Source organism: Heliorestis convoluta (genome assembly GCF_009649955.1).
In the GTDB taxonomy this organism is placed as follows: Bacteria; Bacillota; Desulfitobacteriia; order Heliobacteriales; family Heliobacteriaceae; genus Heliorestis; species Heliorestis convoluta.
This window is the reverse complement of the sequence record NZ_CP045875.1, coordinates 271937-297237: the sequence shown is the minus strand read 5'-3', so window position 1 is coordinate 297237 and position 25301 is coordinate 271937. Positions and strand designations below refer to the sequence as shown.

Genomic DNA, 25301 nt, shown 5'->3' with positions numbered 1-25301 from the left:
CTTTACCCCCTGATATTCTCCCTATGGCCACTGGACTTTTTTAGCTCTTTGGACTTTTTGCACAGCCTGGTAAAGTGCTTTCAGCAGTCTATCTTTATCAATCGGCTTGATTATGAAGTAATCCGAAGTAATTCCAAGAGCACTTGCTTTTTGTAAGTTGACGCTATCATTGTGAGCCGAAATCAAAAGAATCATCTGTTCTGGATTGATCTCTTTGATAGCTCGAGCCATATCCAATCCATTCATCATTGGCATTGATATATCAGAAAGTACAATGTCATAGGCATTTATATTCTGTTGATACTGGCGAAGGCCCATAGTTCCGTCATTCGCTACTGTAACAGTAGCGAAAAATTTGTTCAGCAATACCTCCATTTGCTTTTGGATAGTTTTATCATCTTCTACATACAGTACGTGCATTTGTTGTGATAAGGCTTTTAGTTCCTTAATCACCCTATAGCCTCCTCCAGTACAACTACGCTTTTACTTTATATAATAGCACAAATCATGATAAGACTAAATGCGCAAATAAGTACATCATCAATGGCATCTTGCAATCCTAGTTTACCTTCTTCAATTTTGAGCAGGTCTAGTATATCATTAATGAAAGGACTCCTACTCCCGTAAAAAAAAGACCGCTGTTTTCGAAATCGAAAACAAAACGGTCATAAGGAAGTCCTTTGTGTCACCTGTTACAGCTTATTATTGCTATCTTTTCTTGAAAGATTTAAATAAGCGATCTGAAATTCTTTTTTGAGTTCATCAGAGCAGCGAGAACATCTATTTCCCGTTTTAATAGGAAGGCCACATATCTGGCAGTTTAACTCTAGCCCTGTAAATGATGTTGTGTCAATTCGTCCTTCTTCTATATAACGGCGTATTTGACTTTCTGAAATACCAGTTTCCATTACAACATCCAATAGCGATGCATCTTGATGGTTGTTCAAAAAAGTGTGAACTTTGCCTAAGTTTATCTCTTCGTCTTCCTTGCACTGCGGGCAAAGAATTTGACTTCTAATCGGGTTGAAGAAAAGCGTGTGACAAGAGGCACAGTTTTTGACATTCACATTTATCACCTTCTTTTTCTCTTTATCCAATCTCGTTCGATCATTCTTTCTCTTAGAAAATGAAAAAAGAGTAACATAGAAGCCAGCTCTTATATTTTAGAAACCTAATAATTACAGCTCTTCCATCTCTTAATCCTCTGATCATTTTAACATAATTGATTATAAATTCAATCCCTAATTTACTATCCTTTGACGGTGATTCTTGCTCAGCAAATAGCCAGGAAATGAAGCGCCTACTAGGCCAAAGTCGGAGGTATCTTATGGCGATAAATATGGAGTTGTACAGGATTTTTTACGTGGTAGCCAAAAAAGGCAGTATATCCAGAGCCGCTGAGTTTTTGTATATTACCCAACCTGCTGTAAGTCGCTCTATACAGCAGTTAGAAGAAAAGTTAGGCTCTGTGCTTTTTTTTAGAACTCCGAAAGGCGTTCGTTTAACCAAAGATGGAGAGCTTCTTTTCCCCTATGTGGAGCAAGCTTTTAACTTTATTTCCTTAGGGGAGCGTTCATTAACGGAAGTCAAAGATCTTCAAAATGGGGAAATCTCTATTGGTGCTGGCGATACGATTTGCAAGCACTATCTTCCTCCCTACTTGAAAGACTTCAAGCGAGCTCATCCAGGGATTGGTATTCATGTGAGCAACCAAAATACATTGTCTGTTATTCAAATGTTGAAAAAAGGTGCTCTTGACATTGGTTTTGTTCATTTGCCTGTGCAAGATGAGCAGTTGATGGTTTATAAGATCATGGAAATTCAAGACTGCTTTGTCGTCGGTGAAAAATTTAAAGAGCTTGCCCGTTACCCTCGCACTATGAAGGAAGTGGTCGAATATCCTCTGATTCTATTAGAAAAAGGAAGTAGTTCACGGACTTATATTGAAAAAGTTTTTTCTCAACATGGGCTAACGGTAAAGCCGGCCTTTGAGTTGAGTGATTTTGAGCTGAATATTCAGTTTGCCTTGATTGACTTTGGTGTTGCATCGGTGATCAAAAACTTTATTGCGAAAGAATTAAAAAACCAATCCCTCTATGAAGTAAATTTGACCCAGCCAATCCCATCGAGGTATATCGGTGTTGTTCATCTCAAAACGATTCCTTTATCAGTAGCAGCAGAAAAGTTTTTATCTTTTTTACTCAATAAGCCGGAAAAGGAACTGTAACTTGCGATCGATTTCACCAGCACATCCTTGTGCAAAGTGTCCATAAACCCTGATCATACCCCCCATGTTTAATATGCATTTTATCTATGCCCTCCATTGGCTTTATAATAGCAACATAAATGAAAAAGCTAATATTCACAACTCGTGGAGTTATTCCATAGTTATCCAAGAGAACTCTTGCAGGCAATGCCCTTCGGCAAGATACTAATGGTAGGTCTTTTAATATTCTCTTTGTGAATTTTTTAATAATTGGATGGGAGCGTCTCTTATGAAGAACCATAAACCTCGAATTGTTGTTCTTGGATCAGGGTATGCCGGCATTTTAACAGTTGCGCGACTGCAAAAACTCCTGCGACAGGATGAAGCAGATATTATACTTGTTAACAAGCATGATTACCACTATTTAACGACTTGGCTTCATGAAGTAGCAGCAGGCACTTGTGATGAGAGTCGCATTACCATACCCGTTCGTAGCGTCATTGATACAGAACGGGTTCAGTTTATTAAAGATACGGTAATGGAAGTTCAAAAAGAAGAGCAGCGCGTTCTGCTTTGTCATGGCGAAGCTCTTACGTACGATTATCTCGTTGTTGCTCTAGGTTACGAGCCAGCAACCTTTGGGATTCCCGGGATTCTCGAACATTCTTTGACCATTCGCAGCATGAACAGTGCACGAGAGATTCGCAGCAAGATTGAAAGCCGCTTTGCTGATTTTGCAGCTCGTAAAAATAATCATGAAAAGCTAACCTTTATTGTTGGTGGGGCTGGATTTACTGGTATCGAATTTATCGCCGAATTGGCAGAGCGAGTCCCTGCGCTTTGCGATGAGTATAGGATTGATCGGAAGCAAGTTCAATTGATTAACGTTGAAGGTGCTCCAGGGATTTTGGCAAACTTCGATTGTTCTCTGGCAGAGTACGCTCAGAAATCACTGGAAAGCCTCGGTGTATCTTTCCGCCTTTCAACGAGAATCAAAGCTGTTGATCCAGAAGGTGTAACTCTTCTTTCTCAAGAAGGGGAAGAACGCATTGCCCCAGCTACGGTCATCTGGACAGGCGGAATTCAAGGAAACACCGTTGTCTGTGATAGAGTCTTCGAAGCATCTCATGGTAGAATTCCTGCGGAAGCTGACTTGCGCATCAAAGATTATGACAATGTTTTTGTCATCGGCGATTGTTCTTCTTTTATTGACAAGCGTACGGGTCGACCTTACCCACCAACAGCACAAATTGCGATTATGCAGTCCCAGACTTGTGCGAATAATATTGCAGCTTTGGTTCGTGGTGGTCCTACTTTAGAAACTTTTGAGCCTTTTATGAAAGGTTCTGTCGCTACTTTGGGGAAAGAAGATGCTGTTGGTGTCGTCTTCGGCATGAAAGTAAAAGGAAAATTGGCCTTGTTAATGAAAAAATTAATCGACTTGCGATACCTTTATATGTTAGGTGGAGCAAAGCTATTGTTGTCAAGACTGCGTCTTTCTGATAGCGTTGAACCTCTTTCTTCTCATAGTTCTAGCAAGTAATTTTTTCATAGAGTCTATTGTGCAGCTTTATCTTAACTATAATTTGGAGACAGTCCTGAAATTAATATATTGATATAGTAAGCAAAAAAGATCCCTTCACTGGATCTTTTTTTGCTTTTTTATTTTTCTAGTTATTACGTTACACGCGCTAGTTCCCATAAGGAACTATGTGTTCTATAACGATTCCATTTTCAAAATGAAATTGCATTTCGTTAAAGTCGCCGCTCTGGGGCGTAAAAGGCCCCGCGTAAGCAAGCGTTCCTGATCCATGTTCATCAATGCTTTTGTTTCTAGGTATGCCGTAGGCTTTTTTAACTTCTGCAAGGGAAGAACCGATTCTAATATTTCGCACTGTTTGCCCTTGGGCGTTGAGGCTTTGGTAGCAATAGGAAGAAGGCATTTCATCGCACCCTTGTTGGCTGTAGTTATCACTGTCGTGGTAGATAATTTCCCATTCTTCATCAGGCACCATCGTATAGAAGGTAACAAATACTTCAGGTGCATATCCAAATTGTACATAACGCCGGCTGTAGTGGACATTGTAGTTGGTTTCTTCAGCGAGGAAGCGGATGGGTGCATAGGTTCTGTTGTCTATAAGTATTGGTGGCACATCAAGACTTTTTCGTTCTCCGTTAACGAGAGCCTCTGTGCTATCAATAAACAGAACAATTTCAGTGTTATCTTTTTGAACGAACACTTTTCTTTCTTCACCATTCCACTCTATGTGGTAGCCAAGCTTCTCTGCTGCTTCTCTTAAAGGAACAAGGGCACGCTCTTGTAAGATCATGGCCTCTATCTTGTCCTCATAGAGAGGGTACTGTTCTGGTACAACGTCGACAATGACTTCCGGTTCTAAAGCCTGGACACTGTGGAATGTGATGAAAAGAAAAGCCAGGGTAAAAAGTATGGATGATTTCACTCTTTTCAAACCATTTCCCTCCTCCTATTACGAATCGCTGCTTTGCTCAAAGGTATGATGAGGTTACTGTCGATTATGTCATCCTTTGCAAGATTTTTACATCCTTTTATCAGTCTTGAAAAAGGACTTCAACAGAAATGAGTAAAAGAAAAAGATCCTTTGCAGGATCTTCATAATGTTACATCTATACGAGCACCCACATGCGGGTTGACAGACTGCTCCATGGTCTTTGTATTGGCCTGCATCATTTTCGCAAGATCGGCACTCTGCACTTGCGATGTGTCTAGGGCCATCTTGAGTACCGATATAGATGCTTCTTGACGAACTTGTGATTGGTTCATCAGAATGGATAGGGCGGCGATATCCACGGGAGATCACGTCCTTTCCTTATTTTATAACAACCGCGTCTGGTTAAAGCCATTAGAATTTTACTCTAACTCTTTTCTTGGGCCAATCGGCGCTGAAAAATTAAGAAGATCGGCAAAGGAATGATAATCCAGCCAAGGCTTTTAATTAAAGAATTTTTAGCTCGAGCCGCTTGCCGCTCTTGTTCATGTATAACCATTGCTTCATAGCGTTCACGCAATTCTTCTTCTGTTACGGTCTTTTCTTCTACCATCTCATCGCTTACTGGCCTTTTTTCAACACCCCAACGTACGAAGTCTTCATAGGATTGATGATACGGTTGTGGCGCTATTAGGTCTGCAATCGCCATGAAAGAACCGACACTGCCACCGATTGTCATCATAAGCGTTGCGAAAAGGACTACGTAGATATAGACTTTCTTGATCAATTCGTCTCCTCCTTGTATTTCTGCTTTTGTTTTGGCACCTGCGATAATGAGTGCAATAATGACAACAAGTGCAACGAATCCGAAGAGCAAAAAGAATGAGGACAAGAGTAGTTCCACCTCGCTTTTTTCTACTTTTGCTGTTTGCTTTGTCTTGTAGTTATTTCTACAGCGAGAGGAGAATTCCCCTTTTCGCAAAAAATAAAAGGGTGGCATGGGGGCCTTTCGTTTGGCAGCTACTTTCATCTTTTATAAAAAAAGACTGTACAAGCCCATTTTGTTAGAATATAATTTCTATGGAACAAGTTTTCTTGTTGCAGGGAAAAAACAGATACAGAAGGAGGTGATTATACAGTGAATCAAGGTGTGATACGGAAAAGATCTATTCAATTTAACTTCTCTAGTCGCTTGGGGCAAAGCATTCGTTATATTGTTGTTCATGATACAGGCAATACGAAAATAGGTGCTGATAGTGAGGCCCATTTCCGTTACTTTAATGGTGGCAATCGACAAGCTTCGGCTCATTATTTTGTTGACGATAGGCAGATCTTGCAACTTGTTGAAGATGTGAATGCTTCTTGGCATTGTGGTGATGGTAGAGGTCGCTATGGTATTACCAATCAGAATTCGATTGGTGTGGAGATTTGCATCAATGGTGACGGCGATTATGAGAAAGCTATACATCAGACGAAGTATTTGATCAAGCTTCTAATGCAGCAACACGGTGTTCCTATAGAGAGAGTGGTTCGCCATTTTGATGCTAGTGGAAAAGTATGTCCGGGAACTATGGGAGCCAATCATTGGGCTCGGTGGCATCTGTTTAAGGAGCAAGTACAGGAAAAAGGGCCTGATAGCCTTGCCTTGTCTTTAGACATCTTGGTGCAAAAAGGGATTATTCAATCACCTGATTACTGGCTTGGCCATGCTCGAGAAGGTAAAAGTGTGAGAGGTGATTTTGCTGGTATCTTACTTGAGCGTGTGGCTTCCTACTTGATGCATTAAGCTTAGCGTGGCACGGGCGTGCCACTGGGACGTTTCTAGCGTGGCACGGGGACGTTTTGTTTGGCATCAATTCCTATTTTTGGTTGCGCTTGCTTGGGCATGGGGGGGTAGTACGAAAATAGCTACTTTGTGGTGGGGTCAGGCGTTATGATTTCCTTCCGAACGGACTCATCCCACGCCATGAGCGGCAGCAAGCTGCCGATGGCTGAGGTCTGAAGTCCTCTCTCCAGGAAGTCATAACGCCTGACCCAGGTACATTTTGCTGGTTGTGACTGCGTTTTGGCCTATTGCAAATACAAATACAATAAGCAGTTGCGTATACATCGCAGAAAGTTGCGCAAAGCAATGTCAACGGAAAGTAACAATCAGCAAAAACCCTCTGGGCCAGGGCATCACGCTTTCCGTAGCGGGACTTGGGACCTCAGCGTATCAGTAGCTTGCTGGCGGTAACAGCGTGGGACCAGTCCAGAGCGGAGGAAAGCGTGATGACCTGGCCCCTCTATGAAGTAACCCCAACGTAATCAGGAAAAGCTTTAATTCTATAACCCTATCCATGTCGTAAGCACAGCAACAGCAGGAATGGTGATGAGACTTAGTAGGGTTGTCAGAAAAATGGCTTCTGCAGCATAGTCTTTGTCCGATTCATAGGTGGAGGCTATCATTACTAGCGTTGTCATCGTTGGCAGTCCTACGATGAGCGTTAGTATGAATCGTGGAATCTCAGGTAGAAAAAAGCCTGTTAGCATAAAGATCAACAGGGGCATTAGGACCATTTTCACACCTGCTAAGACGAAAAGGCTTGGCTTTTTGAACAAGTTGCCCATCGATGTATAGGCTAATAGTCCTCCAATGTAGATTAAAGTTAAGGTTTTACTGGTGTTACCGATTTCGCCTACTGTTCTTGCCAGTAATTCTGGCAAAGGGATTTGTAAGATCATGATGATAAAAGCGATAACCAAGGTCACTGTTAGCGGGTTCAACATGTTGCGGGCGGAGCGAAAAAAATTGGCCTCTCCTTGATGGCGACTGCACAAGTAAACGCCAACAGTCCACAAAAGTGCCATATCAATGACTGTATAGATAGCAATGCTAACTTGGGCAATCGGTTCGGTGTAAAGCCCGTGAATGAGGGGGATTCCGATAAAGCCCATGTTACCGAAAGCCGAAAGGGCGATAAAAAGGTTGGCTGTCTTGCCTTCAAGTTTTAGCAATTTACTTAATAGATAGCCTACCAGCAATAGAAGGGCAAAAGAAAAAAGAACGGCCAGGGCAAATTGGTAGCCTACCAACAAATCTTGTGGCGTCATACCGCTTCCAGTAATGATTGTGAAGATTAAAGCAGGAAGAATGATGTTAACAACAAGCTTCGCCAGGTGTCCTAGCCCTTCCTTGGTTAGCACTTTCGCTTTGGCAGCTATAAATCCGATGGTCATGAGTAAGGCAAAAACCATGATTTGCTGCAGAATAATTTCTATAGGATTTGTCATTTGGAGTACACCTTTTGTCTTGATTTGTAAAAATCAGCATTCATAATGATTCTACTATCTTGATTCATTCTATAAGATGCTGATGCTATCTCTGCTATCTTCTTGCTTACTTTGCTTTCTTAGATCGCCTCGATACAAAAGGATTATCAGGAATCCAAAAGCGCCAGGGGTACTCTTTGGCTTTTCCGTAATTTTCAATGCCGATTCTCGGCCCTGCTGCAATGGAAGTGGGCGTGATGCCTTCTAGAATATAGATCCAGCTCTTCTCTTCAGCAGCTTCTTTGTCTTTGCTAGATTTATGACCCTGCGCGTGACTGTATTCGTTATCTTTTTGAATACCTCCGTCTCTCTCTAGAAAAAGTGGTTTTCCGTAATCGCTTTTATCAATTCCCATGGCTTGGCTTAATTTTCCTGGTCCACTCGTCAAATCAGTCAACTTTTTCTGTTCGCCACGGCGCTTTTGCATCAGTTCTATACCTTGTTGTGGCTCTAGGGCCCGAATCAACACCGCTTCAGGAACATCAATAGGGCCGCTTACAATATTCATCAAGCAATGACAGTGCATCACGTAGGTATAGGCGTGACCGGGTGGTCCATACATTACTTCTGTTCTTTTCGTTCTTCGATGGCCGTAACTATGGCAGGCTTCATCGGAAAAGCCAAGATAGCCTTCGGTTTCTACAATAATACCGGAAGCGATACCTTCTGATGTTTCTTTCACCAGTATTTTTCCCAGCAAGGACTGGGCTAGATCTAGCGTTGTTTGTTCGTAGAATGATTTATTCAATGCTTTTACGTTCAGAAGAGTCACCTCTACAGATCTTTTGGTATTTCTATAAAGCTTGATTGTGGCCATCCCACGGGGAAGCAATAGCTCTTCTTCTCACCATGAAAAGCCTGTTACCTACCCTCATAGTTCTTATTATGATTCTCTGATGGTGCCGCATAAGCGGGATGTGGGTCTATTCTATCATTTTTTACAAAAAAAAGATTCTGTTTTTATTCTCTAGGAAAAGCTTTCAAAGACTTTTTCTACCATCATATCTCCATGCATAACAAAAACAGCCCTTGGATTATTTATACCGAGAGGGCTGTTTTTGTTTTTGCAAGCATTTATTTAGATGACGAAATTATATCAAGCCTAACCTTATTTGTTTTTTACACGTAATTTGGCTTTATTCCGCTACTAAACCGATAATGGTAGATTTGTTATGGATCACGATTTCACCGCTTTTCGCTGATGCTATCTCACCGATAGAAAGAGCACCTTCGACTTGGTACTTCAATTTTTCTTGAATATTACGAAGCTCTTTTTCAAAGTCATCTTCTAGAAACATCGCTCTGGATATGCAGTCAAAAAGGAGGGGCCTATATTTTTCTGGCGCTTTATAAGAACAATAGGTAGCAATTAGCTGAGACGATCCTAGGAGTGTGTCTTTGTTACCATGTAACACGTATAAGTTATAGCCTTGCGGCAAGTTGGCAACACAAAGTATATCTTCATTATTATCTACAGAAATAGGATCGCGAACGATATAGGATTGCTCACCTTTCTTTTCAATCCCAAAGGGATAGTCTTTCGCAAAGCTAAAGAAATCTTCTCTACTAATACGAATGTTTTCATGCTCTATGATAATATCACGATATACTTCAAAAGCTGGAATTCCATCTAACTGCATGAGCACATTGTCCTTTGACTTTGTGATGGTAAAAGGCCCTTCCATCTGCTTCCAACCGTGTTCTACGGCTAGAACAACGTCTTGCTTAAGGATGCACAAGTAGAGCCCATCTTGGTATATTCCTTTGTTATCAAAGATACAAGGTTTTTGTTCTAGGGAATAGAAGCCTGCCCCACCACCTATATACTTTGTTTTGCTGCCTACCTTTGCTTCTAACGTATCGGTCAAATCCTTGAAGCGGCTCGTTAAACCGTCGACCAGTACAATAGAAGTAGTACCAGCAAGATCTTCTTTTTCTAATGGGAATCTCATCATAAAGGGCAGAACCAAACCACAATATAGAGGCTCAAAATGCTGAACAATAAAGCCTTCTCGGTGCGTTTTATCGCCAACGAGTAAGGCTGGGTAAATCGCTCCAAAAAAAGTGATTTCTTTGCGGTTGAGCATATCCCTTAGTTCTGATACTTGCCCTGCTGACTTGTCACTTACTAATACCATGAGGACTTCATTGTCTTTACGCTTACTTACCTCTAGATGCTTGCTGATTTCCCCTATTGTATTAAAATACATACGGTGCAGTCCCTTCTCTTCTCTATCTTACTTCCTTTGCTGATGATCTTCATTTGAATGGATGTTATTCATTAAAAGATCACAAAAATATATATGCATCTGATTAATTTAAAGTGAACCTCTTTCTCAATTCCTTTTTTTACTCATATTATAATGGTTCTGTTATGCAGATTTTGTCGAATCATGCGTGTTTGTGGGGTTTTTGCAAAAAAATCACCGAATAACACGAGAGTATTCAATGGGTCCTACCCACGCCATGAGGGGTTAGAAAAGAAATTCCCTTACCCTATTCAGAAAGGGTAAGGGAATTTCTTTTCTTTTCTTTTCTTTTTTCTTAGCGTAAAGGGGTTTTCAATATTAGTCCATTGCGCGATAAAAAGAGAGAACCTTTTCTTCAAAGTGCGGATAGCAGTCGGCACATATATGCCAGCAAGCAAGATCTTTTTTCGCAGATCCCCAGCACTCCGGTACCATCGCACAAATGGAATCGACCACCCTTTGATTGTGGCATAACTGGCAAATCACTCCCGCTTCTCTGACCGACATAAGATTCCCTCCTTTATCGTATTGCCTGAATTATCAGACAATTAAAGGGTATGTTGACTTGAGCAAAAAATTGCATGTACATGTTTTTTTTGTAAAAATTAATGCTCGCCAAGGCGATCCAATCCCTCTCACGATTGCGAATATCTTCGTGGTGGTGGGGCAGGTCTGTTGATTAGGACGTAAGTCTATTGTTCTTTTTTGCCAAATAGCGTAAACTATAGGTAGAAACATCTTGATTAGGCGGTGATAACAATGGCAATTGGCGGGATCAAAAGTAGTGTACCGAGCGCTTACTATAACACTATGCAGTCCTCGACAAAGGCACAAGAGCGTCTAAGCTCGGCAGTGCAGATCAAAGGTGCAGCCGACAATGCAGCGGGCCTTGCGATTGCTGAAAAAATCTCTGGCCAAGTTCGCGGTCTCAATCAAGCTAACAGAAATACACAAGACGGCATTTCAATGTTGCGCACTTCCGAAGGCACCATGAATAGCAGTCAATCTATACTACAACGAATGCGCGACTTATCTCTCCAGGCATCAAACGGCATTCTCACAGATTCTGATCGTTCCACCATTCAAAGTGAGATGAATCAGCTTAAGGATCAACTGAACGCAAATGCGAGTCAAACACAGTTTAACAGTATGGCAACGAACGATGGCACTTTACAAAGTAAACAAATTCAAGTTGGAGCCAACAGCGGTCAAACTATAGATATTACCATTTCCGATACTTCTGTGACAGGTCTTGATGCTGACATTGATGTAACAACGCAGGCCAATGCGAGTTCCTCTCTTTCTAGTCTCGATCAAGCCCTGGGTGCTCTTTCATCGAATCGCTCTAACGTAGGCGCTTTAGAAAACCGTCTCGAGCATAGTCAGCAAAATATCGAGGCTACTGCTACACAACAGCGAGCATCAGAATCTAGAATCCGTGATGCTGATATGGCCAAAGAAGCTATGCTTTTCCAAGAAAGTGGCATTAAGCTTTATTCTGCCATGATGACCCTATCCATGAAGCAGAAAACGATGGGAACCGGACTATCGATGCTAGTATAATAATTTTTAACACTGTAAAAAGGCCTGAAAAAGAACGGAAGACGCTTACGAATTTTATTCGCTAAGAACAGAGGGGACGGCTTCTCCTGTGCTGTTGTGAAGCAGTACAAGAGAAACCGTCCTCTTTGTATCCTTATATATTTTTTAATTAATCTCATCACGAATCATAAAAGGTAAATCTAAAAAACAAACAGGGTTACCTTTAATAATTTTGTAGTAAATGAAGCAAATGATTAAAATTTCAAAATATATAATCTTGTCAGACTATTCTAAATTTATTGACAAAAGCGATTTCTTTGTTAGATAATGTTTCTGTAATTAAATGTAAACATTTGGGTGTCTTCGACAATCTTGCACAGAGCCGTTATAAGAGAGGGGGGCACAGGGTGAAAAGAATTGTACTATACCTTTTTGTTATTTTTTCAATGGTATCTTTTTTCGTCTATACGCAAGGTTTTGACAATTTCATTGTTGACAATGAGGCTTTTCTTTTAATTTTTCCTTTTCTAATGTTGCCTTCTTTCTTCATAGGCAACAAGTAAACTGACGTAACACAGAACAAGGGTTGAACAGAGGGACGGTTTTCTTGTACTATTTTTTATAAACCGTCTCCCTCTGTCTCCCTTGCATTTGTGGTTCCTATCTTATAGAAGATCTTGAATTTTTTGTTCAATTTGCTCTGGCTTGTCCGTTGGTGCATATCGTTCTACAATTTTACCTTCTCGGTCAATTAGAAATTTGGTGAAGTTCCACTTAATGGCTGTGGAACCGAGGAGCCCGGGCTTGTTCTTGGTCAAGTACTGATACAAAGGATGGGCATTTGGTCCATTTACATCGATTTTGGCAAACAAAGGGAAGGTAACGCCAAAGTTCAGTTCACAAAAACTCATAATCTCCTCATTCGCAGCCGGCTCCTGATTCATAAATTGATTGCAGGGAAAGCCGAGCACGACGAAGCCTCGATCTTGATATACTTCATAAAGTCGCTGCAACCCTTTATACTGAGGAGTAAAGCCACAGTTGCTGGCCGTGTTGACGATAAGCATAACTTTTCCTTTGTAATCTGCTAAAGATCGATCTTCATTCGTGATTGTTTTGACTGTGAAATCGTAGATAGACATTTGTATATACCACCTTTCTATCCTTAGAAGTACTTATATTCGAATTATACCACATTTATCCATTTATGTACTCTAATCGTAAGCATTGTTGTTAGACCCTTGCCTGTTCAGGTAAGGGTCTTTTATTACCCTCCATGCCCGGTTGGGCACAACCATTTGATGAAAATAACTTTTCCTGATTATGTTGGGGTTACTTCATAGAGGGGCCAGGTCATCACGCTTTCCTCCGCTCTGGACTGGTCCCACGCTGTTACCGCCAGCAAGCTACTGATGCGCTGAGGTCCCAAGTCCCGCTGCGGAAAGCGTGATGCCCAGGCCCAGAAAGTTTTTGCTGATTGTTACTCCCGTTGGAATAGCTTTGCGTAACTTTTTGCTATGTATACGCAACTGTCTATTGCATTTGCAATAGGCTCAAAACCAGTCACAACCAGCAAGATGTATCTGGGTCAGGCGTTATGACTTCCTGGAGAGAGGACTTCAGACCTTAGCCATCGGCAGCTTGCTGCCGCTCATGGCGTGGGATGAGTCCGTTCGGAAGGAAGTCATAACGCCTGACCCCACTACAAGGTAGCTATTTTCGGACTAAAATCCACTGTAGAACCATTCACTAGGAATCAAAAAGGTCCAGGGTGTTGTAACAACGGCCAAGATAAGTGCCAGCTTCGCTCTTACTATCTTATCTTCCACAATCGCTTTGTATGTAATATGGTAGTTGAAAAGATATATAAATATCGATGCCAAAACCATGCAAGAAAATACAATCAGAAAAGCCCAAAAGTTCGATAAAGGGTTCATCATAACAGCAACTTCAACTTCTGATGGCACTTGGAAAGGGCGTAAGCCGAAAGCAAATCCAATTAATAGCGGAATAGTCCCAATAATATCAGCAAGAAAGCCAAAGCCCCAGACTTTCACGATGGTTTTTTTGTATAGTTCTTTGATGGTAAAACCCGTGATAGCACTTACTTTTAAAGCTATAAAGCTTGCTACAATTACAATACTATCGATTATGAAGTTCCCTAGAAGAGCGATTAGCAAAATGGGTGGGAAAAACCATAGAAACCAGATGGGAAAGATCACGTTGCGTAGTTTTGTTTCTTTCAAAGAAGCCTTCCTTTCCTCGCGAACAATACTGGTTAGATATTGTACATACTTTTTACGATTTCTATCATAACCATTTTTTCATCAGAGCATCGAGAAAATCTACGATCACATAGGTTTTTGATAAATTATAATGTCTTTGAACTTTTGTAACTGAAAAATATCAGTAATCCTACTCATCGATTCAGCATGACCTAGAAAGATAAATCCTCCAGAGCGCAAGGCTTTAAAAAAGTTTAAAACGGCCTTATGACGGGAATTGTCGTCAAAGTAAATTAATACATTGCGACAAAAAATCACATCAATGGTTTCAGCAAATGGCATGATTGTAGAATCTAGAATATTGGTTTGACGAAAATCGATCATCCTCTTCAATCTGGGAATAACTTGATAACCTTGAGAAAGAGAAGTAAAGTATTTTGAGCGATAAGGCAATGGTACTTTCCTTATCGCTCGTTCATCGTAAATACCTTTCTCTGCAATTTCAAGGACTTGTTGATTAATATCAGTCGCCAAAATAGTACTTTTACTTCGAATCTCCCCATCAAGCATTTCCAGTAGAATAATAGCAAGTGTATAAGCTTCTTCGCCCGTTGAACAACCTGCTGACCAGATCTTCAATCCTTGCTTTTTTTTTGCGCCAACAATAGGGAGAACTTCTTCTGCAAAACATCGCAATTGCTCAAATTCACGAAAAAAATATGTTTCATTGACTGTTAATGCTTCTATAAAAGTTTGCAGATGTCGACCACTTTTATCATAACGTAACAAGTTATAATATGCTACAGAGTCTTGAATCATAGTTGCTTTCATACAGTCAATAAAACGACGTTCTAAAAAATATCGCTTGTTATTGGGAATATATATTCCCGATTTTTGATATACCTGTTCTCTTAAACGAAAAAACTGCTGCTCTTTCAGGTAAATTCCCCTTTGTAATTTTTTAGCTATGAAATTACTCACTGCTAACTAGAAAGTTTTGTAACAATTCTACTTGTTCATGTAAATTATGAACAATAAAAAGTACCGATTCAGCCAAATTCAAAATATCACTTTCGATTGTGTTAAGAAATTTAGCATTCGTTGTCGTCAAATCACTAAGCTCATCTAGTTTCTCTAAAGCAATGCCTGTTTTTTCATGTAGTACATGCAATTGTATCTGTTGCTTTTTAATGGCCTGATCACTGTCACTAGCCATCTCACTCACCGTAACCATGAGCTGTTCAGCTACAGGCAGTGTTTCATGCTGCCTTGTAACAAGAGAAGCTGCTTCATTCATATGTTTCACCACTTGGTGGCTGATTTCTTTAATAGATTTTGCAGCCGCTTGAATTTGTGCTGTAAAATCAGAAGTATTTTTTGCCAAAGCCTGTACTTCTGAAGCAACAATCGCAAAAGTGCGTCCTGCCTCACCCATACGCGCTGCTTCTATAGAAGCATTAATTGCCAGAATATTGCTTTGGCGATTAATGCCATTAATACCAGTAACCACTTTGTCAATTTCCTTAATTTGATTTTGCAAGGTTTCCATCTCCTGGGTACTACGTATGTAAAAGCTTTGTATCGCCTCTGTAAATTTGTTATTTTCGTTAATAAGATTTGACACATTTGACATCGTAGTTAACGATGACTTTACTTGAATGGCTACATTGTCTGAAATCTTAAGTGCTTCCCGTAAAGTATCACTTATCATATAGACATGGTTTAGCACAGCTTGACTATCACCAGTGGCCGCTTTTAGGTAACTTGATCTTTCTTTGACTGCTTCTAGCACTTTTTCGGTTTCCGATAAATCGTTTAGCTGTTTTGTAACTCCTTCTTTCCACTCTTGAATAAAGTTTGCTTCAATAATATCACGAAAATAAATGATTTCCATTTCTGCTAAAGCTTCATCTCTGTACTTGCTGTACATGCTTTCCGTCGACTTACTTTTCTCTGTTGTCAGAGTTGTCAATAGGGCATGCAAAAGAAAGGCAACTAGCCCTACTAAGCTGTAGTAAAACCACAATATATCTGGAGGTAGCATGTCGTTAAAAAGATTTGTACCAGGCCATAACCATGCAAAGAAAGGTGCAATCACACCAATCCAGAGGCCTATATAAGCCCATAAACTGAGCAACACTGTCCTGAGTTGGCCAAATATTATATTACCAGCTTTTTTCTTTTTAAAAAAGCTCCACATTATTGCCCAACTCCTGGCCCTTATTTTTGCTAACATATTTCTGGTGATTCATTAACTCTCCATGCGTTGTGTACTTTTCCTGTGCAACTTCCGCAATTTGCGACGTTTTTCTAGGCAAACTTTTATCATGCTGTAGCAATTCAGTAAAATCATTGAGTAGCCCTTGCATGTTTTCGAGTTTTTGTCGTGTAATGTCCTGGAATTGTAATGCAGACACGCCTTTTTGTACAATTTTATTCATTTCGCTTTGTATTTCAGGATTCTTTTTGCCCATATCTCCAATTTGTTCCATTACATCAGCTAATGTAAGAGCTGCTTGCTCCGTCTCTCGGTTGACATCAGAAATATTTGCTTTCATCGCTCGGCTTAACTCAATCATAGCATCTATGTCTTGTTGGAGCCTTGTCGCACGCTTTGATAAATAATCTGAATTAGATGGCAAAGGCTCTTTACGTATTGGAGACTTTTCGAACAACTCATCTGTCATTGTAGAGTTCGTGAGTTCTTTTACAGTCTGACTACTCTCACTATGACTTACGGGAGAGGTATATCGCTGAGCAAAAAGTAAGCCCACTGCAAAAGCACCAGATAGTGCGCAAATGATGAAAAAGATATGCAATCCAACGGGAATATCCACTTGCTATCACCTCTTGATGTCACTTTATTTGATAACTCGCTGTAACACCTGCAGCAATTGTTCTGGTTGAAAGGGTTTGGTAATCCAACCTGTTGCACCTGCTTGGCGTCCTTTCTCTTTTTTCGCAGCTTGTGATTCTGTGGTTAACATAATAATCGGTGTAAATCGGTATTGGCGTTGTGCTCGTAGTTCTAAAATAAAAGTATAACCATCCATAGTAGGCATATTGACATCTGAAATGATTCCATCGACTTTTCCAATCTTTTTCAAACTTTCTAAGGCTTCTAGGCCATCTCTTGCTTGGTATACTGTATACCCCGCTTGTTCTAGAATCATCTTAATATTAAGTAGCATTGTTACGGAATCATCTACAATAAATATAGTTTTTCCCATTTCTTTAGAACCCCTTTTCATTGACTATTAAGTAATTGGCGTATTTTTGCCAATTCGCCTGTAGTTGGCCAATGCCATTTTGCATTCATTTGCTGTTTTGTAAGCAGAATCAACCATTGTAATGATGCAAAATCTACCCTTTTTAATTGTGCCAAGTCTATTACTTCTATCTGCTCAATGCCTCTCTCTTTAATTTTGTGATGCAAAAGTTCAAGTTCTTCGATAAACAAGTCTCCAAAGATTTGAAGTTCTTTCTTTCGTAAGCGATAGGCCATAGGCATTCTCCTTTGCTATCAGATTCGAATGCTATTTCCATTTATAATTAGCATAACAGTGCCATCTCCAAGAATAGCTGCACCAGAAATAGCTTTACAATGATTCAGATTGTGATCAATCGGCTTTATAACAACCTCTTGGCGACCTATTAAGCCATCTACTTGTAAAGCTATCCCCGTTTTGAGAATGACAAGGTAGCGAAAAGACTTCTTGGCTTTTGCATCAATTGGGTTGCTATGAAAATATTCAGCTAGATCTATAATGGGAATCAATCGGTCTCGTAACACAAATATTTCTTGATTTTGCATGCGTTGAATATCACTATCTTGTAAACGTACCGTTTCTTGAATCTGATCAAGTGATATCCCATAAAGCTTCTTATCTACCATTACTTGTAATACCTGTGTCATGGTCATTGTCAAAGGCAGTTCCAACAAAACAGATGTGCCTTTTCCTTCTTCACTCATCACGCGAACTTGCCCACCAATAGACTGTATGTTGCTATACACTACATCCATTCCTACACCTCTCCCTGAGAGGTCGGTTACGCTTTTGGCTGTTGATAGTCCTGGATGAAAAATAAACTGAATGGCTCTTTCGTAGGGCATGCTTTTGGCATCTTCTGATGTAATAAGCCCTTGTGCTACAGCCTTGGCTTTTACCGCATTCGCATCGATACCACGGCCATCATCTTGAACTTGAACAAAAACACGTTCCCCTTCACGCCATGCTTCTAAGCGCAAAATACTATTTGAACTTTTATTCGCTATCAGTCTCTCTTCAATCGTCTCTAAACCATGATCAATGGCATTGCGCACCAGATGCAGCAAAGGTTCTGAAAGTGCTTCTACCAAGTTTTTGTCAATCGCTGTCTCTTCGCCTCTGATCTCAAGCTTAATAATTTTGTTTGATTGCCGAGCTAGATCTCGAACAAAACGGTTAAACTTTCCGAAAGCAAAAGATAAAGGTAACATTCGAATATCCATAATGGCGTTTTGTAATTCTTTGGAAATTCGATCTATTACATCGTGTTTCTCTTTCAGCTCTCGAGCGGCTTGAGGCATTTGGTATTGATGATTTAGTTTTTTCACCATATAAGGCAACGTATTTTTGCCGATAATCAACTCTCCGATTAATTCCATCAATCGATCAATTTTTTTCTGCTCTACTCGAAATGTAACATTTGCATTGATGGAAGAAGAGAGTATGGCTTCGGCAGTCTTGGAAACCTCTGCACATTCTACTACTTCTTTTGCGCTTTTTATTTCACTGATTTCCTCGCTATCCAACGAAGCAGACTCTGCTAGAAGCTCTATAATATCGAGAGTAAAGTCTGCTACGGATTCTTCAGCATGGCTTGTCACAATTGAAAAAAGTTTGCTACTCCATTCATGCCAGATCGCTTGCCACCATGGTGGAAGCGCTTTCAGTACTTTTTCAGCAACAACTTTATCTTGTCCATGATTCTGATTCAGAGTATGAACATAGGAGCCCAAGCAAAGAGCTCCTACTGTTGCATTGCGCAAGTTAGAGCAAGTCATTTGCAAAGGTGAACAAGGCTCATCACTCTGTGCTATAGACAACATCTCTTCTAGTTTATGAATCATTTGCTGAATTCTATGTTCTAAAAGATCGCTACAGTGACTCTCTTGACTGATTAGAGTCGCTTCATCAGCAAGAAACTTTTCATAGATCTCATCGACGGTAAAAGATTCTAGATTGTTTTTCTTTTCTTGTTGAGTTTTTATTTTTCTACGGTTGTCCCCATCTTTCTCTGTCAGGAGCTGAACTTTATTTTTCTGAGGGATCAATTCATCAAGAACGAGATCAGCCAATGTAATTTCAGCCAAAAGAACTTTTGTTTTATCACTGACCAAAAAATCAAGAATCTCTACTATATCGTGGCGATTTGTACCCGAGGGAGAGGCTAGGATTATGTGTACATCCAAATAACAATTCAAAGGGTCAAATTCGTTCCATTCAGGCAATCTTTCTCCACTTAACTCTGCTGAAACAATGGGTCCTACTTCTGTCAATTGATTTATTGTATGAACTAAATCATGGCCCGTAAAAAACAAATCTTCTGCTGGTTCTATCAGAACTTGCCACAATTTTTCTTTTTGTAGCGATGCTTTGACCAATTCCAAAATTTTTTCTGTTTTGAGATAAGCAAGTCGCTTTTGATCAACTTTCTCCTCGATAGCAGTCTGTTCAAAGCCATCATTGCAATCACTTTGATCGCCATTCATATAGCGATACAACTGTTGCATAAGCTCTTGATCTGGTTGCGGATCAACAAGGCCATTGTTTAAACTTCCTATTAGTTTTTCTACTTGATCAAATCCTGCTAACAATAGATCGGTAAGGACGGGATCAATAGTAAGGGAATGATTTCGTAGTCTATCGAGAATGCTTTCCAATAGATGTGTTAATTCGCTAATACCTTGTAGCGCAAAAAGATTGGCTGAACCCTTAATGGTGTGGGCAGCTCGGAATATTTTATTGACGAGCTCTACATCATTGGACTTTGCCTCTAAAGCAAGAATATCTTCATTAATTCCTATCAGAAGTTCTTCTGCTTCTTCTAAAAAAGTTTGTTGAAAGTCCATATCAACCCACCTCGTTAAAAACTAGACTGACTTTTAAACGGTCGATTATCAGATCAGAGACCTTGCCGCTTCTCTCATTATCTCATCTGCAATCTCATAACTCGGTAATACTTTAGATGCTCCGCCAAGCTCAGCTGCTACTTTCGGCATACCAAAAACAATGGCTGTCTCTTCTGATTCAGCAATGGTACATCCACCTTGTTCGGTTACTGCGGCCATCGCTTTCGCTCCATCATCACCAATACCTGTTAACAAAACTGAAATAATTCGCTCTGCAGGGAAATGCTTTAATAATGAAAAAAGGGTAACATCTACAGACGGTTTAAAAAGCCTATCTGCTGGCTTCTCGCTGATTAGAAGGCGCAATTGATTGCGTCCAATCGGTCGATCCACATGCATATGAACGCCACCCGGTGCCAAATAAATGGTGCCTGCTTCTAGCGGTTGGCGATGTCTTGCTTCTATTACATTCATCGGTAAGATTTTATGGAGTCGTGCAGCAAAAGAGCTCGTAAAATGTGCCGGCATATGTTGTATCAGTAAAATTGGATAGGGAAAATGGGCAGGTAGTTTGGGCAGAATATCCATCAACGTTTTTGGTCCACCTGTAGATACGCCAATAAGTACGACTCGTTCTGGTAAAGCTATCGCTGGCAGAACTTCCTTTTCTCTTTCCCTGCCTTTGCTCCGACTTCCATCTACAGTTAAATAGTTTTTTGCTATAGCAGATTTGCTTTTTGTACCGATTTCTCTATTGGTTGAAAGTGACTTGGTCGAAGAAGGCGCAGTTGCTTTTGCTCTTGTACGGTACATTGAGCTTTTGCCCATTCCTTTGCTGTCTGCAGCAGCATAAATTTTGTTGAGAAGTTCTTTTCCCATGCCTTCAATATCATATGATATGGTTCCTTTTGGCTTGTTAATAAAATCAAAAGCACCGAGCTCTAGAGCTTCAAAGGTGATCAAGGCGCCTTTTTGGGTTAGAGAAGATAAAATAATAATAGGACAAGGCGCTTTATACATTATATGTTGTAAAGCTGTCAAGCCGTCCATTTTGGGCATGTTGATATCTAAAGTGATCACATCGGGTCGCAACTCTATTGCTTTGTCTACAGCATCAACACCATCTCTGGCTGTTGCAATTACATCAATGCGACGATCTTTTTGCAGATAAGCAACAAGATGCTTCCTCATCAGTGCCGAATCATCTACAACCAAAAGTCGAATGCTTTTATTCATCAAGAGAATCATTCTTTCCTAGGCAAACCACCTTGAGATGTAGGAGCATTACCATGCGATGATCGCTTAGCTTTGCTATGCCTGATAAGTAGTTTGCATAGTCATGGTCTGGTGCTGTAACTTCACATTCTTCAATATCTTTGATTCGTATTTTCTGTACTTCTCGAATGCTATCTACGATCAAACCAATATATTGGTTCTTTTGTTCAGCAATGATAATACGTTGTTGCCCCACTATCTGGATCGGTTCTAATCCCAATCGAACTCGCAAATCAAGTACCGTAATGAGCTGACCACGCAAATTGGCAATACCACGTATATACTCTGGTGCGTGCGGTATGCTCAAAATCTCAGGGACACGCAATATTTCTTTTACTTGCGAAACAGGCAATCCAAATTCTTCATCAGCAATTCGAAAAATGAGATGGAGATCTTGTTGATGTGTTGAAACCTTTTTATTATCTTTCTTTATGTGAAGATTCGGCGTAATGATGCCATCACCAGTCTCTTTGTCCGCTCTTACCTGCTGGTCTACCATAAATTGTTCTACTTCTGACCAGGGAATTAGCGTAAGAAGATTGACGACATACATGATTTGCTTCTTTTCTGTAAATTGACAAACTCCTTCTATCGACTCTGTTTTTTTGGTTCGTAGCACCTCTGGTAAGGGCATCACATCACTAGCATAGAGGCGCAATATTTCACTAACACTGTCTACAAGCAATCCTGCTGCATAGCTTTTTTCTCCATGATGAACATGTACGATAATGACTCTGGAGCGATTGTCTGAATTCGACGCCTTAATTCCTAGTAGCTTACTCATCTGAAAAATAGGAAGTATTTGATTTCTAAGTAAGCCAAGCCCCAAGAAATAGGAGGGGGCACCTGGCAATCGATCAATTTTTTCTGGTAGACGAACAATATCTCTTACGTCGGAAATAGAAAGGCCATATTCTTCATGGCCTACACCGAAACGAACAAATTGCCGAATATCCACTTCTTTGTTGACTGTTACTTGATTGTTACGTTCTCTTTCCTGATCCCGTTGCAAGACTACCTTATTGCCATGTTCTCTATGGTTGTCATAAGAGCTATCCTGTTTTTTTTGCATCGTCGATGTCAATGAATGCGTATGGCTGAAAAGCTCGTCCGTGTTGAGTAGCATTATAATTGAAGCGTTTTTTTTATTTTTTGCAACACCTTCGATCCATCGCTGCTTTGATTCGTTATCTTCGTAATTGTCGATGCTTCCGCTTTCAATGTTTTCTACACCATTAATTCTATCCACCACATAACCTAGTTGACGTTGTTCTTTCATCAGTACTATGATCCGTGTCTGCTTGCTTTTTGCGGTGCTTTGCAAATTAAAAAGGATACGACCATTCATAATTTGAACGATAGAACCACGTAAGTTGGTCACACCTTCAATATATTTGGGAGCAAGTGGTACAACCGTGATTTTAGGCGGTCGAATGATTTCACGAACATGGTGAATTGGAAGACCATACACTTCATTTCCTAAAGAAAAGGTTACATATTGATCCGCCATGACCGCTGTTGTGACCGATTGAGTCGTCTTCACGATTCATCCTCCTCTTCGGCTCACTTACTGTTGTAGTTCATCAGCCATTGCAGCAATTTCTTCAATGGCTTGAGCCAATTCAGCGATACCATGTTCTTGCTCTGTTCCAGCACCCGCTGCTTGCTTGCTAGACACTGTTGCTTGCCTTGCTGTGGTAGAGATCTGTTCAATGGCTTTTTTTGCTTGTTCTACGGCTGTTGCAATTTCTGTAGTTACTTTATTAATGGAGACAATGCCGCTGTAGACGACTTGGGCGTCCTTTTCAATCACTATTATTTCTTCCGTGATACGCCTTGCTTTTTCAACTTCTGCACGATTCGCTTCTAGGGCTAGTTCTACATCGCGAGTTACACTGGTCAATTGATCTTGTATATCTCTCACAAGATCTTTGATGTTTTCTGCATTATTCGCACTATCTAAAGCCAAATTGCGAATATCACCAGCTACGACAGCAAAGCCACGACCATATTCTCCTGCTCCGGCTGCTTCAATGGCACCATTTACAGCAAGCATGTTTGTTTGAATACTGACTTTGTCAATGGTGTTGACAATTTTTTCAATCTTGCGAACAAGACCATTTAAGGTAAAAATCATTTTTAAGTTTTTATGTAGTGTTTCTAGACCTTCGCTGATATTGGTGATCAATGCCTCTGTCTGCTCTTTCACTTCGATTAATAATTGAAGTGTTGTCTTCGATTTTATTTCCGAAGTACTCGCTACTTCAGAAATATGTTGGATCTCTCTTTCCGCCATCTGGGCTGATGTTGCTGATTGTTCCGTAGCAGTGGACTGTTGTTCTGCCCCTCGATGAATCATATTAATGGCTAGTAAGATTTGTTTGGCAGAAGTACTTGATTGGCTAATCGCTGCTGACAGTTCTTCTGCCGCCGATGCAAGCAATTCTGCAGACTTATTAATATCAGTGGAAGACTTGAGATCGTCGGCCATATCATTCAGTTCTAGAGCCGATTGGCTAATATCAGACATTGCTTTAACCAGTTCCTCTAAGGCATTTTGTGACTCTGTTGCTGCTGCCGCTTGTTGTTCTGATGTGTTGGCGATCTCTTTCGTACCTTGCTCTATTTCCAGTGTGTTATTTAATAACTGGTTGATTGATACGCTGACTTTGTTTGTACCGTCGACAAACTCAGCAAACATTGTCGTCATATGATCGAGTTTCTTTGTAATTTCCATACCATTATGCACTTCTGAATTGGCAATCTGTACAGCGCCGTTGATGGAGCTAGCAATTTCTTTTACATCTCTTTGAATCTGTTCGATCACTTGCCGAATATCATTGGCTGCTTTTTCTGATGTTTCCGCTAAGGTACGTACTTCATCGGCTACAACAGAAAAGCCACTGCCATACTCACCTGCTCGAGCTGCTTCTATAGCAGCATTCAAAGCTAGTAGATTCGTCTGGTCGGCAATATTGACGACTGTCTCTATAATGTTTCCTATTTCTTTCGCTTGATTTTCCAGTTCTGCTACGAGATGAGCCGATTCCTCACTTCTTTTGGCAGATTTTGCCACACCTTCTATAAGTCGCTTAATATCAATGGCTGTAAGAGCCACCTTTTGTTGAATGACGTTACTGTGTTCCATCGATTCTTTTGCAGCAGCAGAGCTTTTATCGATGCTACCAACAATTTGTGTCACCGCCGCTGTACTTTCTTCGCTAGCTGCGCTGGCTTCTTGGGCACCTGCGGCAATCTCTTCCATAGACTGCCGCAATTCATTCACGGCAGACAACGATTCTTCTACACCCGATGAAAGCTCTGCTGATGCAGTAGTCAAGCGCTCTGAAATCTGTTGTTGTTTGGCAAAAGTACGTGCTCTTCGACGTTGCTCTTGTAATTTTCGTGCCGATAGATCATTTTTTTCACTTTTCACTTTCATAACTCCGCCATAGCCAATTTTATCTTCAGAATCGAAGTTCGGTGGTGATAGTAAGGTTTTTGATTCAGCCATATGCAAAGACCTCCTATGCATCTAATTCCAACAATTTATTGGATTTTTCTTTTTCATGGGTTTCTCTCAGATTCTCTCTGCCTACGTCTTTATTGTAAATGTAGTCATTTTTGGATAAAAAAGTATTCTGCACAAACTAGTATTGTACAGAATTTATAAAAATCCTTTAGAAAACTTGAGCCATTCGTCCTATATTTTCAAAAGGCAGGTTCATGAAGTCCCTTTCAGCATCTTCTTTCGTTACATGAAATGTACCACCTAGATAGGCAGGCGGAATAGGTCCTTGTTAAACTTTCTGGAATATGCTATCGTTTTAATTAATTATGGATGCAAAATTCACCGTCACTTGCGCAGGTTAGATCTATCTCTTGGTCGGGCAGATATTATGGCTTCTA

23 protein-coding genes are annotated in these 25301 nt (G+C 40.4%); 4 read left to right on the top strand and 19 right to left on the bottom strand.

Annotated features, from left to right (window positions below; translation table 11 throughout):
* Window positions 1–21 precede the first annotated feature (21 nt).
* Both FTV88_RS01310 and FTV88_RS01305 read right to left on the bottom strand, forming a co-directional pair.
* The gene (locus tag FTV88_RS01310; protein WP_153724036.1) at window positions 22–453 is read right to left on the bottom strand and encodes a response regulator; all 432 of its coding nucleotides are present in this window, start codon (window positions 451–453) and stop codon (window positions 22–24) included.
* 239 nt (window positions 454–692) lie between these two features.
* Window positions 693–1097, bottom strand: a complete 405-nt coding sequence (locus tag FTV88_RS01305) for a hypothetical protein (RefSeq protein WP_153724035.1) — start codon at window positions 1095–1097, stop codon at window positions 693–695.
* Between the two features lie 230 nt (window positions 1098–1327).
* Between FTV88_RS01305 and FTV88_RS01300 the strand changes: the two genes are divergently transcribed.
* Both FTV88_RS01300 and FTV88_RS01295 read left to right on the top strand, forming a co-directional pair.
* On the top strand, window positions 1328–2227 hold the full coding sequence (locus FTV88_RS01300) for a LysR family transcriptional regulator (protein WP_153724034.1): 900 nt from the start codon (window positions 1328–1330) through the stop codon (window positions 2225–2227).
* A 268-nt stretch (window positions 2228–2495) separates the two neighbouring features.
* The gene (locus FTV88_RS01295) at window positions 2496–3749 is read left to right on the top strand and encodes an NAD(P)/FAD-dependent oxidoreductase (RefSeq protein WP_153724033.1); all 1254 of its coding nucleotides are present in this window, start codon (window positions 2496–2498) and stop codon (window positions 3747–3749) included.
* A gap of 148 nt (window positions 3750–3897) precedes the next feature.
* Here the strand turns inward: FTV88_RS01295 and FTV88_RS01290 are convergent, their stop codons facing one another.
* The 3 genes from FTV88_RS01290 to FTV88_RS01280 form a co-directional block, all read right to left on the bottom strand.
* On the bottom strand, window positions 3898–4668 hold the full coding sequence (locus FTV88_RS01290) for a copper amine oxidase N-terminal domain-containing protein (RefSeq protein ID WP_243137423.1): 771 nt from the start codon (window positions 4666–4668) through the stop codon (window positions 3898–3900).
* 170 nt (window positions 4669–4838) lie between these two features.
* Complete coding sequence (locus FTV88_RS01285; RefSeq protein ID WP_153724031.1) at window positions 4839–5036, bottom strand: YjfB family protein; 198 nt, start codon at window positions 5034–5036, stop codon at window positions 4839–4841.
* Between the two features lie 65 nt (window positions 5037–5101).
* On the bottom strand, window positions 5102–5566 hold the full coding sequence (locus FTV88_RS01280) for a hypothetical protein (RefSeq protein ID WP_153724030.1): 465 nt from the start codon (window positions 5564–5566) through the stop codon (window positions 5102–5104).
* Window positions 5567–5812: 246 nt separating this feature from the next.
* Here FTV88_RS01280 and FTV88_RS01275 point away from each other — a divergent pair, with 246 nt between their 5' ends.
* On the top strand, window positions 5813–6460 hold the full coding sequence (locus tag FTV88_RS01275; RefSeq protein WP_243137241.1) for a peptidoglycan recognition protein family protein: 648 nt from the start codon (window positions 5813–5815) through the stop codon (window positions 6458–6460).
* A gap of 539 nt (window positions 6461–6999) precedes the next feature.
* Here FTV88_RS01275 and FTV88_RS01265 read toward each other — a convergent pair.
* The 3 genes from FTV88_RS01265 to FTV88_RS01255 form a co-directional block, all read right to left on the bottom strand.
* Window positions 7000–7947, bottom strand: coding sequence for an AEC family transporter (locus tag FTV88_RS01265; RefSeq protein ID WP_153724029.1), 948 nt, complete (start codon window positions 7945–7947; stop codon window positions 7000–7002).
* Window positions 7948–8053: 106 nt separating this feature from the next.
* Window positions 8054–8758 carry a DNA-3-methyladenine glycosylase gene (locus tag FTV88_RS01260; RefSeq protein WP_243137239.1) on the bottom strand — a complete coding sequence of 235 codons (705 nt, stop codon included), beginning with the start codon at window positions 8756–8758 and terminating at the stop codon, window positions 8054–8056.
* Window positions 8759–9122: 364 nt separating this feature from the next.
* The gene (locus tag FTV88_RS01255; protein ID WP_243137237.1) at window positions 9123–10196 is read right to left on the bottom strand and encodes an FIST signal transduction protein; all 1074 of its coding nucleotides are present in this window, start codon (window positions 10194–10196) and stop codon (window positions 9123–9125) included.
* A 798-nt stretch (window positions 10197–10994) separates the two neighbouring features.
* Here FTV88_RS01255 and FTV88_RS01245 point away from each other — a divergent pair.
* On the top strand, window positions 10995–11798 hold the full coding sequence (locus tag FTV88_RS01245) for a flagellin N-terminal helical domain-containing protein (protein WP_153724026.1): 804 nt from the start codon (window positions 10995–10997) through the stop codon (window positions 11796–11798).
* Window positions 11799–12442: 644 nt separating this feature from the next.
* Here FTV88_RS01245 and FTV88_RS01240 read toward each other — a convergent pair.
* From FTV88_RS01240 to FTV88_RS01190, 11 genes are all read right to left on the bottom strand, one after another.
* Complete coding sequence (locus FTV88_RS01240) at window positions 12443–12919, bottom strand: glutathione peroxidase (RefSeq protein ID WP_153724025.1); 477 nt, start codon at window positions 12917–12919, stop codon at window positions 12443–12445.
* A gap of 582 nt (window positions 12920–13501) precedes the next feature.
* Complete coding sequence (locus FTV88_RS01235) at window positions 13502–14023, bottom strand: hypothetical protein (RefSeq protein ID WP_153724024.1); 522 nt, start codon at window positions 14021–14023, stop codon at window positions 13502–13504.
* Window positions 14024–14128: 105 nt separating this feature from the next.
* Window positions 14129–14983, bottom strand: a complete 855-nt coding sequence (locus tag FTV88_RS01230) for a CheR family methyltransferase (protein WP_243137235.1) — start codon at window positions 14981–14983, stop codon at window positions 14129–14131.
* The gene (locus tag FTV88_RS01225) at window positions 14976–16202 is read right to left on the bottom strand and encodes a methyl-accepting chemotaxis protein (RefSeq protein ID WP_162007845.1); all 1227 of its coding nucleotides are present in this window, start codon (window positions 16200–16202) and stop codon (window positions 14976–14978) included. Before FTV88_RS01225 ends, FTV88_RS01230 begins: the two co-directional genes overlap by 8 nt.
* Complete coding sequence (locus FTV88_RS01220) at window positions 16186–16839, bottom strand: hypothetical protein (protein WP_153724022.1); 654 nt, start codon at window positions 16837–16839, stop codon at window positions 16186–16188. The genes FTV88_RS01225 and FTV88_RS01220 overlap by 17 nt, the downstream gene beginning before the upstream one ends.
* Window positions 16840–16863: 24 nt before the next feature.
* A complete protein-coding gene (locus tag FTV88_RS01215; RefSeq protein WP_153724021.1) occupies window positions 16864–17232 on the bottom strand; it encodes a response regulator in 369 nt (122 codons plus the stop codon).
* A 17-nt stretch (window positions 17233–17249) separates the two neighbouring features.
* A complete protein-coding gene (locus FTV88_RS01210; protein ID WP_153724020.1) occupies window positions 17250–17507 on the bottom strand; it encodes a hypothetical protein in 258 nt (85 codons plus the stop codon).
* An 18-nt stretch (window positions 17508–17525) separates the two neighbouring features.
* Complete coding sequence (locus FTV88_RS01205; protein ID WP_153724019.1) at window positions 17526–20117, bottom strand: chemotaxis protein CheA; 2592 nt, start codon at window positions 20115–20117, stop codon at window positions 17526–17528.
* Between the two features lie 48 nt (window positions 20118–20165).
* Window positions 20166–21353 carry a protein-glutamate methylesterase/protein-glutamine glutaminase gene (locus tag FTV88_RS01200; protein WP_153724018.1) on the bottom strand — a complete coding sequence of 396 codons (1188 nt, stop codon included), beginning with the start codon at window positions 21351–21353 and terminating at the stop codon, window positions 20166–20168.
* Entirely contained in the window at window positions 21346–22935 is a 1590-nt protein-coding gene (locus FTV88_RS01195; RefSeq protein WP_153724017.1) for a chemotaxis protein CheW, read from the bottom strand. Before FTV88_RS01195 ends, FTV88_RS01200 begins: the two co-directional genes overlap by 8 nt.
* A gap of 24 nt (window positions 22936–22959) precedes the next feature.
* A complete protein-coding gene (locus tag FTV88_RS01190) occupies window positions 22960–24906 on the bottom strand; it encodes a methyl-accepting chemotaxis protein (protein WP_162007844.1) in 1947 nt (648 codons plus the stop codon).
* Window positions 24907–25301: the final 395 nt, after the last annotated feature.

Coding starts and splice junctions, on each gene's coding strand:
- FTV88_RS01265 (WP_153724029.1), bottom strand. CDS start 7,947: ATGACAAATCCTATAGAAATTATTCTGCAGCAAATCATGGTTTTTGCC.
- FTV88_RS01255 (WP_243137237.1), bottom strand. CDS start 10,196: ATGTATTTTAATACAATAGGGGAAATCAGCAAGCATCTAGAGGTAAGT.
- FTV88_RS01225 (WP_162007845.1), bottom strand. CDS start 16,202: ATGTGGAGCTTTTTTAAAAAGAAAAAAGCTGGTAATATAATATTTGGC.
- FTV88_RS01295 (WP_153724033.1), top strand. CDS start 2,496: ATGAAGAACCATAAACCTCGAATTGTTGTTCTTGGATCAGGGTATGCC.
- FTV88_RS01190 (WP_162007844.1), bottom strand. CDS start 24,906: ATGGCTGAATCAAAAACCTTACTATCACCACCGAACTTCGATTCTGAA.
- FTV88_RS01300 (WP_153724034.1), top strand. CDS start 1,328: ATGGCGATAAATATGGAGTTGTACAGGATTTTTTACGTGGTAGCCAAA.
- FTV88_RS01205 (WP_153724019.1), bottom strand. CDS start 20,117: ATGGACTTTCAACAAACTTTTTTAGAAGAAGCAGAAGAACTTCTGATA.
- FTV88_RS01240 (WP_153724025.1), bottom strand. CDS start 12,919: ATGTCTATCTACGATTTCACAGTCAAAACAATCACGAATGAAGATCGA.
- FTV88_RS01245 (WP_153724026.1), top strand. CDS start 10,995: ATGGCAATTGGCGGGATCAAAAGTAGTGTACCGAGCGCTTACTATAAC.
- FTV88_RS01200 (WP_153724018.1), bottom strand. CDS start 21,353: ATGAATAAAAGCATTCGACTTTTGGTTGTAGATGATTCGGCACTGATG.
- FTV88_RS01210 (WP_153724020.1), bottom strand. CDS start 17,507: ATGGCCTATCGCTTACGAAAGAAAGAACTTCAAATCTTTGGAGACTTG.
- FTV88_RS01215 (WP_153724021.1), bottom strand. CDS start 17,232: ATGGGAAAAACTATATTTATTGTAGATGATTCCGTAACAATGCTACTT.